11 protein-coding genes and 1 tRNA gene are annotated in these 11,904 nt (G+C 66.4%); 5 read left to right on the forward strand and 7 right to left on the reverse strand.

Going from position 1 to position 11,904, the window contains the following annotated elements; translation table 11 throughout:
* Position 1: 1 nt before the first annotated feature.
* Positions 2 to 538 (reverse strand): polyhydroxyalkanoate synthesis repressor PhaR, encoded by a 537-nt coding sequence (phaR, locus tag ABD729_RS13170; RefSeq protein ID WP_344711001.1) that lies wholly within the window; start codon positions 536 to 538, stop codon positions 2 to 4.
* A 19-nt stretch (positions 539 to 557) separates the two neighbouring features.
* Between phaR and ABD729_RS13175 the strand changes: the two genes are divergently transcribed.
* The 5 genes from ABD729_RS13175 to ABD729_RS13195 all read left to right on the forward strand — a co-directional run bounded on the left by ABD729_RS13175 (position 558) and on the right by ABD729_RS13195 (position 6,200).
* The gene (locus ABD729_RS13175) at positions 558 to 1,589 is read left to right on the forward strand and encodes an alpha/beta fold hydrolase (RefSeq protein ID WP_344711003.1); all 1,032 of its coding nucleotides are present in this window, start codon (positions 558 to 560) and stop codon (positions 1,587 to 1,589) included.
* A gap of 12 nt (positions 1,590 to 1,601) precedes the next feature.
* Positions 1,602 to 1,678 (forward strand) — tRNA-Arg (locus ABD729_RS13180).
* Between the two features lie 217 nt (positions 1,679 to 1,895).
* The gene (locus ABD729_RS13185) at positions 1,896 to 3,572 is read left to right on the forward strand and encodes an MFS transporter (protein ID WP_344711004.1); all 1,677 of its coding nucleotides are present in this window, start codon (positions 1,896 to 1,898) and stop codon (positions 3,570 to 3,572) included.
* The gene (locus ABD729_RS13190) at positions 3,569 to 4,768 is read left to right on the forward strand and encodes an HlyD family secretion protein (protein ID WP_344711006.1); all 1,200 of its coding nucleotides are present in this window, start codon (positions 3,569 to 3,571) and stop codon (positions 4,766 to 4,768) included. The genes ABD729_RS13185 and ABD729_RS13190 overlap by 4 nt, the downstream gene beginning before the upstream one ends.
* A gap of 4 nt (positions 4,769 to 4,772) precedes the next feature.
* Positions 4,773 to 6,200, forward strand: a complete 1,428-nt coding sequence (locus ABD729_RS13195) for an efflux transporter outer membrane subunit (protein WP_344711008.1) — start codon at positions 4,773 to 4,775, stop codon at positions 6,198 to 6,200.
* On the opposite strand, the gene ABD729_RS13200 is transcribed toward ABD729_RS13195, so the two are convergent.
* The 6 genes from ABD729_RS13200 to ABD729_RS13225 form a co-directional block, all read right to left on the reverse strand.
* Positions 6,163 to 6,576, reverse strand: coding sequence for a lasso peptide biosynthesis B2 protein (locus tag ABD729_RS13200; RefSeq protein WP_344711010.1), 414 nt, complete (start codon positions 6,574 to 6,576; stop codon positions 6,163 to 6,165). The two genes, ABD729_RS13195 and ABD729_RS13200, sit on opposite strands and share 38 nt — an antisense overlap.
* Before the next feature lie 35 nt (positions 6,577 to 6,611).
* Positions 6,612 to 7,646 carry an AI-2E family transporter gene (locus ABD729_RS13205; protein ID WP_344711012.1) on the reverse strand — a complete coding sequence of 345 codons (1,035 nt, stop codon included), beginning with the start codon at positions 7,644 to 7,646 and terminating at the stop codon, positions 6,612 to 6,614.
* A gap of 159 nt (positions 7,647 to 7,805) precedes the next feature.
* Positions 7,806 to 8,573 (reverse strand): SDR family NAD(P)-dependent oxidoreductase, encoded by a 768-nt coding sequence (locus ABD729_RS13210; protein ID WP_425564902.1) that lies wholly within the window; start codon positions 8,571 to 8,573, stop codon positions 7,806 to 7,808.
* Positions 8,574 to 8,586: 13 nt separating this feature from the next.
* On the reverse strand, positions 8,587 to 9,816 hold the full coding sequence (locus ABD729_RS13215; protein ID WP_344711015.1) for a zinc-dependent alcohol dehydrogenase: 1,230 nt from the start codon (positions 9,814 to 9,816) through the stop codon (positions 8,587 to 8,589).
* A 12-nt stretch (positions 9,817 to 9,828) separates the two neighbouring features.
* Entirely contained in the window at positions 9,829 to 10,626 is a 798-nt protein-coding gene (locus tag ABD729_RS13220; protein WP_344711018.1) for an SRPBCC family protein, read from the reverse strand.
* Between the two features lie 48 nt (positions 10,627 to 10,674).
* On the reverse strand, positions 10,675 to 11,904 hold the full coding sequence (locus ABD729_RS13225) for a dihydrolipoamide acetyltransferase family protein (RefSeq protein WP_344711021.1): 1,230 nt from the start codon (positions 11,902 to 11,904) through the stop codon (positions 10,675 to 10,677).

Below are 11,904 nucleotides of genomic sequence, written 5' to 3' on the forward strand. Positions count from 1 at the left end.
CTTATCGAACCAGCTTGTCGACCTTGCTGCGCAGCGCGTCGAGTTCGGCCTTCAGGGTCGCAACGTCATCCTGTTCGCTCTTCGGCGCCGGCTCGGCGGTGCGCGGCGTGGCAGCGCCGGTAAAGGCCTTCGCGCCCTGTTCGAACAGCGCCATCTGCCGCTTGGCGAGATCGGCGAAGAGATTGCTTCCGAAGGCGTCCTTGAAGGCCGCCTGATTCTTCGAAAAACTCTGCATCGCCGCGTCGAGATAGCCGGGAACCATGGTCTGCATACTGTTGCCATAGAGCGCGATCAGCTGCCGCAGGAAGCTTGCCGGGAGCATGGTTGCGCCGCCCCGTGCCTCTTCCTCGACGATGATCTGCGTCAGCGCCTGGTGGGTGATGTCCTCGCCCGTCTTCGCGTCGACCACCACGAAGTCGCGACCTTCGCGGATCATCTGCGCAAGGCGGTCGAGGGTGACATAGGTCGAACTCTCCGTGTCGTAGAGCCGCCGATTGGCATATTTCTTGATCGTGACCTTGTGAGCCGGGCTATTCATGGGCAGTCCTCTACGCGACGTGGCCAACGACGTAGCACCGCCCGATACTGCACCGCAACAAAGCCGCGGGCCGCGACCACTGCCCCTGTTCCTGGCGCTTCTTCGCGAGGCGGCCCTTCAGGATCCTGACCTGGCCCGAACCGCACTCGAGGGGCTGCGGCGCTACCAGTCCGCGCCTGCCGCGGCCGAGCCGGCCCGCGAGAAGCCGGTGCTTTTTCGGCAGCTCGGCGCAAGCCTGCGCGATTGCGGCGGGACGGGACCGACCCTAGTGCTAATCCCATCGCTGATCAATCCGCCGACGATCCTCGATCTCGACCCGCAATGCTCGCTCGCAAACGCGCTGGCGACGCGCCACCGCGTCCTGATGCTCGATTGGGGGACAGCGAGGTCTCGCCGCGAATTCGATCTCGACGACCATGTCGAGCATCTATTGCTGCCGTTGCTGCAGCAGGCCGGCGCGGCAACATTGGCCGGCTATTGCCTTGGCGGGACCCTGGCCCTGGCTGCGGCGACCCGGAGCAAGCAGGCGAACGCGGTCGTGACCCTCGCGTCGCCATACGACTTCAGCGGCTACCCGGCCGAGGCGCGCGAGCGTCTCCTGCAGATGTGGCAGGCCAGCGAGCAAGCGGCGCAGCGCTTTGGCTTCCTGCCGATGGAAGTACTGCAGTCTGCTTTCTGGCAGATCGACCCGGCGCGGCTGGTCGGCAAGTTCGCCAAGCTTGCAAGGGCCGAGCCGGCCAGCCCTGAGACGCAGCGCTTCGTAAGACTGGAGGAGTGGGCCAATGCGGGCGAGCCGCTCCCCCTCCTCGCCGCGCGGCAACTGGTCGAACGGCTGTTCGGCGAGGGCCGCGCCTTCTCCCCGCTGCCGTCCTGCCCGATGCTGCATGTTACGGCCAGCGGCGACCGGATCGTCCCGGCGGGGACTGCCGCGCCGGGGGAGCGACTGTCCTCGCCGTCGGGTCATGTCGGCATGATCGTCGGCCGCGACGCCGCCCGAACGCTCCACCAACCCCTGCTGTCATGGCTTGAAGGCGCCGCGGCAGGCGGCTAGGGCCTGTGGCAGGCACCCGTAGCTCAGCTGGATAGAGCGCTGCCCTCCGAAGGCAGAGGCCACAGGTTCGAATCCTGTCGGGTGCGCCACATCCCCTTCAGTGCGTCATGGCTTTTGGGCCGGTGACTTGCCCTTGCCGACCGTCCCTCGCTCGCCGGAACAATTGCGTGTCGTCTGCGTAACGTTTTTGGGTGATCCGGCAGCGCCAAAGGCGTGTCCCCCCCTGGTTCGCGTGCCCACCTGATCGCAGCGGAAGCCCTTTGATGACATTCTGGACAAGTCCGCCGGCGGTGGGGGACGGCTGACATGGCGCCCCTCAAGGATCCTCGCTCGGGTTATACCTTCCGGGCGCATGAACTGCCGCTCATTCCGGGATCGCCGGCGACCCCCGATCATCCGGCGGGGCGGCGCGTCGTCTATCTGGTCATCGGCCTGTTTCTCGGTCTGGTCGGCGGGGCCCAGAACGGTTTCCTGCTGGCGAATACCGCGGCGCTGCAGGCGGCGATGGCGCTGACCCCGGTCGAGGCAGGCTGGCTGTCGGTCGCGTTCTATTCGACCTATGCCTGCATGAGCATGCTTCTGCTGCGGATGCGGCAGGAATATGGGATCCAGCCGTTCGTCCGCTACGCCATGGTCGGGCTGCTTGCCGCCAATTTCGTCCAGTTGCTCGAGCTTGGCTATGGTCCGGAACTGGCCGCGCGCGCGGTCGCGGGCCTTGCGGCAAGCGGGCTGTCGGCGCTGTCCATCTATTACCTCATGCAGGGTTTGCCTCCCGCGTCGCGGATCGGGGGAATGGTCCTCGGCACGGGGCTATCGCAGATCGCCTTCCCGCTGGCGCGGGCGATCTCCCCCGCCCTGCTGGTCGATGGGGACATCAGCCGCGCGTTCGAGTTCCAGTTCGCCCTGTCGCTGCTTGCGCTTGGCGCGGTCACCATCTTCCGCCTTCCCCCCGGCGAGCGGCGCGAAACTTTCGAATGGCTCGATATCCCCAGCACCCTGCTCTTCATCATGGGCGTCGTGTCGCTGGTCATCTTCCTCATCCAGGGCCGCATCATGTGGTGGGATACGCCGTGGCTGGGAACCGCGCTTGCGATCGCGATCCTCGGGCTGGGCGGTTGCCTCCTGCTCGAGGCAAACCGGCGCAATCCGATGCTTCACACCCGCTGGCTGTCGAGCCGGTCGATCCTGTCCCTCGCCATTACCGGCGCTGCCGTGCGCGTCCTCGTCGCCGAGCAGAGCTTCGGCGCCACCGGGCTCTTCTCGGCGCTCGGCTATGCCAATGAACAGCTGACCGGCTATTATTTCGCCCTGGCCGGCGCCAGCGTGGCGGGGATCGTGCTGTCGCTGGTCAGGCTCGATCCAAAGGATCTCAATCGACCGGTGCTCTTCGCCATCCTGGTCATCGCCATCGCAAGTTTTGCCGATACCCGCACCGGGGTGATGTCCCGTCCGAGCGACCTCTATCTGACACAGGCCGCGATCGCCTTTGCCGCGGTCTATGCGATGGGCCCCGTGCTGATGGAGGGAATGGTCCGCGCGCTGGTCGCTGGGCCGGGCCATGTCGTCAGCTTCATCGCGATCTTCTCACTCTCGCAGACCCTTGGAGGTCTGGCCGGGACCGCCGCACTTTCCGCCCTGCATACCATCCGCCTCAAGACCCACCTCGTCGAGGCCGCGGCGACCCTCACCGCAACCAACGCGCAGCTTGCCGATGCCCTTCGCCAGACGACCCGCGGGTTGGGCACCGTCATCGCCGATCCCGCGCTTCAGCAGGCTGCGGCGTCAGCGCGCGTGTCGCGCGAAGCTGCCCGTGAGGCGGCGGTGCTGGCTTTCAACGACGTTTTCTTCGTGATCGGCTGGCTGGCGGTGATCGCCTTCGTTGCCGTTTTCATTCCCTGGATCCTCAACCGGGCCCGCGGACGCAATCCGCTCGGAAAGGAATTGGCCGCCCTCCAGACTATGCTCGCCAGGAGCCCCTCATGAACGACCAAGACATGCTCGATCAAAGGAAGATCGAGGATATTGATCCCGCCCCGGAAGGGCCTGGGCGAACCTCGCCCGCTGCCGAGGAAGTGCCCGCGCAGGCGGAGCCAGCGGTAGCCGATACGCCCGATCCTCCGCGCAGCACTGGCGGGTGGTCGCCCAACGTGTCGCGGGGCAAGCTTGCCGGCGGGGTCATGGTCATCCTTGCCGGCATCATCGCAGCGCTGTTCGCCTGGGGCCTGCCGCCATTCGACAGCGGCGATGAAAGCACCAACAATGCCTATGTGCGGGGCCAGACCACGGTCATCAGCCCGCAGGTCGCAGGTTATCTCATCGACGTGACGGTGCGGGACTTCGACCGGGTGCAGCCCGGGCAGTTGCTGGCCCGGATCGACCCGGCGCCCTTCCGCCAGCGACTGCGCCAGGGCGAAGCCAATATCTCCGCGCAGCGTGCAACACTCGCCAACAGCCAGCAGAGCCTGCGCTCGGGCGAAGCGCAGATGCGCCTGCAGGACGCGGCAGTGGCCAGTGCCCGTGCCGGGCTCGAGAAGGCGCAGGCCGACATGCGCCGGATCGATGAGCTGACGGGCGAAGGCTCGGTTTCGCTGCGGGAACGCGATCAGGCGCGCGCCGCGCTCAAGCAGGCCCAGGCCAGCGTCCAGCAGGCGCAGGCCCAGCGTGCCATCGCCGCCGAGCAGGTGCGAACTGTGCAGGTCGGCCGAGGCGCGCTGGAAGCGCAGGTCGAGGGTGCCGACGTCAATGCGGAACTGGCCCGCATCGATCTGTCCAGGACCGAGATACGCGCACCCAGGGCCGGGCGGCTGAGCGAGGTGTCGGCGCGAGTCGGGCAGCTCGTCTCGGCAGGGACGCAGCTGATGTATCTCGTCCCCGACGAGCTGTGGATCACCGCCAACTTCAAGGAAACGCAGACCGCTCACATGGCGGTCGGGCAGCGGGCAACCATGACCGTGGATGCGCTGGATGGTGCGAAGCTCACGGGACGAGTACAGAGCATTGCTCCGGCCGCGGGGACCGAGTTCAGCCTGGTCAAGCCCGACGCTGGCGCGGGAAATTTCGTCAAGGTCCCGCAGCGCATCGCCGTCAGGATCATGCTCGACCGCAACCAGCCGCTCGCCGCGCGATTGGGGCCGGGCATGTCTGTCATCGCGACCGTCCACACCCGCGGCGGAAAGTGACCGCGTGACCGGGCCAGTTCGCTCTTGTGTCGTCGCAAGCCTCACGGCGCTTTTGGCACTTGGCGGCTGCGCTCCCGCGCTTCGGCCGGTTCCGGCCAGTGCGGTGCTTACACCCCCGCTAGAATGGCGAACCCAAGTGCCGGGCACCGCGGCGGTGGAGCAGCGCTGGTGGGATTCCTTTTCCGACCCCGCCCTGTCGGCGCTGGTCGAGGCGGCGCGGGCCAACAACACCGATGTCCTGATCGCCGCGGCTCGGATCGAGGAAGCGCGAGGGACCGAAGCCGCGTCGCGCTCATTGCTCTTGCCGACCGTGGAAGCCGGGCTGAACGCCGCGGTCAGGCGCGAGGTGTCGGCGTTCGGAAAAGGCCAGGAATCGGTGGTGGCCCAGCCTCTTGCCCGCGTGTCCTACGAGCTCGACCTGTTCGGCCGTAACCGGGCCGGCATCGATGCCGCAGCCGCGGGCGTCGCGGCCAGCGAGGCGGCGCGGGAAGCGACCCTGCTCAGTGTCAGCGCCGCAACCGCGAGCGGCTATGTCACCTTGCTCGCCCTCGATGCGAGGCTTGCGACCCTCCGCAAGACGCTGGCCGTGCAGCAGCAGTCGGTTCACTTCGCGCAGCGTCGCGCCGAGGTCGGCTATACCTCGCAGCTCGAATGGCGGCAGGCGCAGGCCGAGTATCAGGCGACCGCCCAGAACGTCCCGCAGGTCGAGGCGCAGATCGCACGCCAGGAAAATGCGCTGTCGGTCCTGACCGGCGTCCTGCCACGGGCAATCCGGCGCGGCGGATCGCTGGCCGACCTGACCCGTCCCCCGCCGCCCAGTATCGTTCCGGCCGAACTGCTCCGGCTGAGGCCCGACATCGCGGCGGCGGAATATCAGTTGGCGGCCAGCGATGCGCAGATGCGAGCCGCGCGTGCCCGCTTCATGCCGACCTTCGGGATCAGTGCGTCGGCCGGTACGGTCTTCTCCGACTTGCTGAGCGCGCCAATCTCGGTCTGGTCGCTCGGTGGCAGCATCCTCGCGCCGATCTTCGATGGTGGACGACTTAGGGGGCAGCTTACCTCGGCGACGGCGCGGCGCGACCAGGCGGCGTTCGCCTATCGCTCGACCGTCCTCAATGCCTTTCGTGAGGTCGAAGACCGGCTCGCGACACTGGCAAGGCTGGGCGACCAGCAACGGGCACTCGACGCCCAGCGTGTCGCGGTGGCCGACGCGCTTCGCCATGCCCGCAATCGCTACGAAGCGGGCTACACGCCCTATATCGAGCAGGTGGATGCGCAGCGCAGCCTGCTGGGGGTCGAACTTTCGCTGGTGCAGCTTCGCGCCGATCAGCTCACTTCGACGATCAGCCTCTACCAGGCTGTGGGCGGCGCGCCGGCGGGTCGCAACCGGCCGGTCACTTCACCGGTGCCGGATAGCGGGCAACCTCGGTGAATTCCTCATGCTGCGGTGCGCCGATCAGCACCTGCCCCGCCGCACTGACCCAGACGTGGGCGGACAGGTCGGGCTGGGACTTGTCCAGCTGAACCCCGTAATGGAGCACCGCATCCACACCCCGCCGCCGAAGCATCCACTGCAGCGCCAGTCCGCGCTGGAGGCAGACGGCGCGAAATGGAGCGCGGTTCGCGAGGGCGTCGACGATCCAGCTTTCCGTCATGCCGTCGGAGCTTTGAGCCCGCCGCGAGACCGCCCTAGCGCCCATGCAAATGTAGCGATCGAACGGGAGCAGGCGAGTCACGACGCCGGCCGCCGCGAGCGCAGCGCCGGCCTCGACAATCGTTCCCCAATGACGCGGTGGCGGTAGTTTCATCGCAGCAGCGCCTTTAGCGCCGCCAGGCTTTCCCGTCAGCCCGTCTCGCCCGACTGGTCTTCACCCGGGATAGGCGTGTCGGTGTCGAGCGCCTCGCGCACGTACAGCCGCTTCACGAGGACGAAGATGACGACGGTGAGGGGTGCCGCGAAGACGATGCCGAGCGGTCCGAACAGCGAACCCATGGCGAGGAGCGAGAAGAGAAGCACCGCACCCGGCAGCTCGACCGCCCATTGCTGGAGCAGCGGCGAGAAAAGATATCCCTCGAGCTGCTGCACGACGAAATAGACCCCGGCCACCCAGATGGCGAGTGACGGGTCGACCGCGGCGGCGATCAGCACCGCCGGGATGGCGGCGAGGATTGGACCGATGAAGGGAATGAATTCGAGCAGGGCGGCGAGCAGACCGAAGGCCAGCGCATTATCTGCGCCGACAAGCCACAGTCCGAGGCCGGTCGCGGTTCCGACCGCGGCCATGGTAATGAGCTGTGCCTTCAGCCACAGCTTCAACGCCGTTCCGCTGTCGGACAGCGCATCGGCGGTCAGCGCGCGGCGTGATCCGGGCACCAGCTTGATGAAGCCGGTACGATAGAACCGCGGGGATGCGGCGAGGAAGATGCCGCCGACGACGATCAGCAGGGCATCGGCCACGGCCCCGCCAAGGCTCATCGCGAACTGGCCCGCAGTGGCGGCGAAGCCGCTTCCCTGCCCGCCCTTGGTCAACTGTTCGAGCTGACCCGAGAGGCCAAAGCCGGCGAGCCGCTGCTGGATGGTCGCCCAGGCGCGCGGCAGGGTTTCGCGAATCTGCTCATACTGGCCCACCAGTTGCGCGCCGAACAAGGTCACGCAGATCGCGACGACAAGGAGGACGGTGAGCACCGCCAGGAAAAGTGAAACCCCCTGCGGGATCCGGAAGCGCTGAAACACCGCGGCGAGACTGGTGAAGAGCGTCGCGATGACCACCGCCCCGAAGACCATCAGAACGACGTCGCGCAGCATCCACGCCAGCGCAAACAAGGCGACGATGGAAACAAGGATGAAGGTGCGACGGACGAACACGCCGTCGGTCATTGTCGATTGCCCGGCCATTGCGTGGCGAGCGAACGGCCGCGCGATCGGTTCCACTGCCGAAACAGTTCGTCCCGGAACATTCTGAACCGCGTTCCGCCCCGGCCCGTCATAGCCGGGGGGAACGCGGGCTATTTCCCCGATGGAAGCAAACGACCGCTGCTACTTGGCCTCGCCGCTGCCCGGCTCGTTCATCTTGCGGCCCTGCTCGGCCGAGACGCTTTCGGGCAGCACGCCTGCGGCCAGAACCTGCGCCTTGTTCAGGAGGCCATGCACGACCGCATGTTCGCCCTTCTTCATGGCTTCCCACCCGGTCCGTGCGACGGCCGCGGGACTGGCCTTCTTGGACTGGCCGACCTTGGTGTCCTCCATGTCGGCGCGGGCGAAGAATTCGGTCTCCGTCGCGCCAGGCTTGAGGCAGGTCACCGTCACGCCGCTGTCCTTGAGCTCGTTCCCGAGCGCCGCTGCAAAGCTGTCAACGAACGCCTTGGAGGCGTGGTAGACGGCCTGGAAGGCGGCCGGGACATGGCCTGCGATCGAACCGGTGATGAGGATCCGCCCCTCCCCGCGCTGCGCCATCTGCCTGGCGATCGGCTGGATCAGCAGCAACGTTCCGGTGATGTTGGTGTCGATGACATGCCGCCATTCGGTCACGCTCTGTTCGAGGAAGCCGTGGCCGAGCCCGTGGCCGGCGTTCGCAACCAGAACGTCGACCTGCCGATCGCCGATCTGTTGCAGCAGCTGCTTCACGCCTTGGTCGGTCGCAAGGTCGGCGTCGATCGAACTGACCTCTCCGTCCAGCCCGGCGCCGGCATTGACCATCGGGGTGTCGGACGCGACGATCAGGTCATAGCCTTCGGCCGACGCGAGGCGCGCGATTTCGAGGCCGATGCCCGACGAGGCACCGGTGATGACTGCAAGTTTGCTCATGATATTGTCCTTGTTATTCGGCCGGTTCGACCTGACGCGCGGCCGCAAGATCAACCTGCGGCTTCTGATCCATGCCGGGCTTCAGCACGATCTTGGTGTAGGTATCCTGCTCGTCGTGCCACTTCTGGTAGAGTTCGGCGGCATCGCTCAGCGGCTCGCGGTGCGAGATCATGAAGGTGGTATCGAGCTCACCTTCCTCGATCAGCTTCAAGAGGTCCTTGGTATATTTCTGGACCGGAGTCTGACCCGACTTGATGGTTAGTCCCTTCTCCATCAGCTGGCCAAGCGGGAACTTGTCGGCGAACCCGCCATAAACCCCTGGGATCGAGACGCGCCCACCCTTGCGGCAGGCGATGATCATCTGGCGCAGCGCGTGGGGACGCTCGGTGCCGAGCATGAGATGCGCCTTCACCGTGTCGGCCAGATTGTCGATGGCGATGCCGTGGCTTTCCATTCCGACACAGTCGATCACCGCGTCGGGGCCGATCCCGCCGGTCATCTCCTTCAGCGCCTCGAGCACCTCGACCTCGCGATAGTCGAGGATGTCCGCGCCCATCTGCTTGGCGAGCTTCAGGCGCGAGGGATAATGGTCGATCGCGATCACCCGGTGCGCCCCAAGCTTGAAGGCGCTCTGGATCGCGAACAGGCCGACCGGGCCGCAGCCCCACACGGCCACCGTATCGCCCGGCTCGATGTCGGCGTTGACCGCCGCGTGCCAACCGGTCGGCAGGATGTCCGACAGGAACAGGACCTGATCATCCTCCAGGTGGTCGGGAATGACGATCGGGCCAACGTCACTGAACGGCACGCGGACATATTCCGCCTGGCCGCCGGCATAACCGCCCGTGAGGTGCGCATAGCCGAATGCCGCACCCATCGCGTGACCCATCAGCGTTTCCGAGGCATCGCTGGTTTCGGCCGGATTGCTGTTGTCGCAGGCGCTATACTGATGCTTTGAACAGAAGAAGCAGGATCCGCAGCTGATGGTGAACGGCACCACCACGCGCTGGCCCTTCTTGAGCGTCGAACTCGTACCGGTCTCGACAACCTCGCCCATGAATTCGTGGCCGAGCACGTCGCCGGCACGAAGCGTCGGGATATAGCCGTCGTAAAGGTGAAGGTCGGACCCGCAGATGGCGGTCGAGGTCACCTTGAGGATCGCATCGCGCGGCAGGACGATCTCGGGATCGGGCACCCGCTCGACGCGAACGTCGTGGCGGCCATGCCAGGTAAGGGCTTTCATCGGTTCAAGCTCCTAGATGTGAGGCTGGGTCGGGCTTTCGCTCTTGCGACCCGACGGAGAGGCGTTGACCGGCACTTCGCCGGTTTCCATCAGCTGCTTGAACCGGCGCAGGTCGCGCCGAGCCTGGACGTTTGGCTCACGCTGCAGGACCTTGGCGAGCAGCCGACCGATCTCGCCCGCAGGCGGGGTGTAGCGCAGCAGCAGGCGGACATAGGTACCGCGTCCCGGCGGGGCATCGGCGAATTCGACCCGTCCCTCATGTTCGATCTGGCTGTCGGGTTCGCTGACCCAAGCGATGGTCTTACCGGGGACATCCTCGACGATGCGGGTCTTCACCGAAACGGTGGCGCCCGCCGGGGCTTCGATGATCCATTCGGAAAGGGTGTCGTCGATGCGCCGGATCTCGCGGACGTTGTCCATGAATTCGGGGAAGCGTTCGAACCTGCGCCAGAAGCCGTAAAGCTCCTGCGCGGGCTTGCCGATCGTCACGGTACGGCCGACGAGGGCGCGTCCGGAATCCTGGTTGCGGGCGCGTTGCAACGCCTTTCCGCGAAGGACATGGTCCGGCGCATCGCTGAGCAGCGGCCCGTCAGGCTCTTCGTCGTCGGCAGTCCTGGCCTTGGCGAAGAAAAAGGCCGCAGCTCCGGCAGTGGCAAGCGTCAGGCCAAGCCCGATCAATGCGCCGTTGCCGCCGCTTCCCTTGTCCGCCCCGCGCCGCGCAGCCTTGCCAGCTTGCGCCTTGCGGGCGGCATCCTCGTTTAGGCGGCCAGCCTTGGCTGCCACATCGTCATTGTCACTATTCAGGGCCACTTCGTCCTCCTGTCCCGGTTCGCCAACGGGCAGGAAGGTGGGCCGTTCCTATCGTTTCGGCTGTGCCACCGGCCAGTTCTCGATGATCTCGACGAAGCGAGAAAGCCAGGCGTTGGTCTGATGGCCGTCGAGCACGCGATGATCGATCGTCAGTGTGACATACGCCATCGGCCGAATGGCGATGACGTCCGACCCGTCCTGCTCCAGCACAACCACGCGCTTTTGCAGCTTGCCGACACCAAGGATCGCGGCCTGTCCTTGGTGGAGGATGATCGGTGCGGCGAGGAGCGAGCCCGACACGCCGTGATTTGAGATGGTGAAACTGCCGTTCGCGACGTCCGATCGCTCAAGTTTGCCCGACCGGGCCCGTGCGGTGAGCTCGTCGAGACGGGCACCGACCTCCTCGAGGCCGAGGCGCGCGCAGTCGCGCACCACCGGCACCACCAGGCCCTTGTCGCCGAGTGCGGTGCCGACACCAATGTCCACCGTCGGCGCGACGATGATGCGATCCTCCGCCCAACGGCCGTTCACCGTCGGGGCAACCGCCATCGCCTCGGCCGCAGCCTTCAGCAGGTAGGCGGTGTAGCTGAGCCTGGTGCCCTGCGCCGCCAGCGCCTTCTTATGTGCGGTGATTGCGGTGAAATCAGCTTCGAACAGCGCCGTTACGTGCGGCGCGTCGGTGACCGCCCTCGCCATGTTCTCGGCGATCGCTCGGCGCATCCGGTCGTGCGGGATGTCCTGCCAGTTGGCTTCGGACACGCGCGGCTGGGCGATCGGCATGGAGCCGCCATCGACGTGGCTGACGGTGGCGGTTTCGACCGCGCGGTCGACGTCCTCGCGGGTGATCCGACCGTTGCGGCCGGTGCCGGTGACACGCGCGGGATCGATGTCGTGCTGGAGCAGCGCTCGGCGGACAGAGGGCGAGAGGCGGGTTTCGCGCTCATCCCCAGGATCGTTCGTGCTGCGCGCATTCGAAGCACGATCGTGCGAAGGCGTTTCGACGACGCTCTCTGCGCTCCGCTCAGGTCGCGCGATGGTAGATTCACCCCCAGCCTCAATCCGACCCAGGACAGCGCCCGGCACCGCCTCTGCATCGGTGCCGAGCAGAATTTCCGCCAGCACGCCCGCGATCGGAGAAGGCACTTCCTGCGTGACCTTGTCGGTTTCGAGTTCGACCAGCGGGTCGTTTACCGCCACCTGGTCGCCCGGCTGCTTCAGCCAGGCGCGGACGACCGCCTTGGTGCCTTCCTGTTCATCGGGGACGCGGACGTCGATCAC

The organism is Sphingomonas humi, assembly GCF_039536725.1.
In the GTDB taxonomy this organism is placed as follows: domain Bacteria; phylum Pseudomonadota; class Alphaproteobacteria; order Sphingomonadales; family Sphingomonadaceae; genus Sphingomicrobium; species Sphingomicrobium humi.

Coding starts and splice junctions, on each gene's coding strand:
- phaR (WP_344711001.1), bottom strand. CDS start 538: ATGAATAGCCCGGCTCACAAGGTCACGATCAAGAAATATGCCAATCGG.
- ABD729_RS13200 (WP_344711010.1), bottom strand. CDS start 6,576: ATGAAACTACCGCCACCGCGTCATTGGGGAACGATTGTCGAGGCCGGC.
- ABD729_RS13190 (WP_344711006.1), top strand. CDS start 3,569: ATGAACGACCAAGACATGCTCGATCAAAGGAAGATCGAGGATATTGAT.
- ABD729_RS13215 (WP_344711015.1), bottom strand. CDS start 9,816: ATGAAAGCCCTTACCTGGCATGGCCGCCACGACGTTCGCGTCGAGCGG.
- ABD729_RS13205 (WP_344711012.1), bottom strand. CDS start 7,646: ATGACCGACGGCGTGTTCGTCCGTCGCACCTTCATCCTTGTTTCCATC.
- ABD729_RS13185 (WP_344711004.1), top strand. CDS start 1,896: ATGGCGCCCCTCAAGGATCCTCGCTCGGGTTATACCTTCCGGGCGCAT.
- ABD729_RS13210 (WP_425564902.1), bottom strand. CDS start 8,573: ATGAGCAAACTTGCAGTCATCACCGGTGCCTCGTCGGGCATCGGCCTC.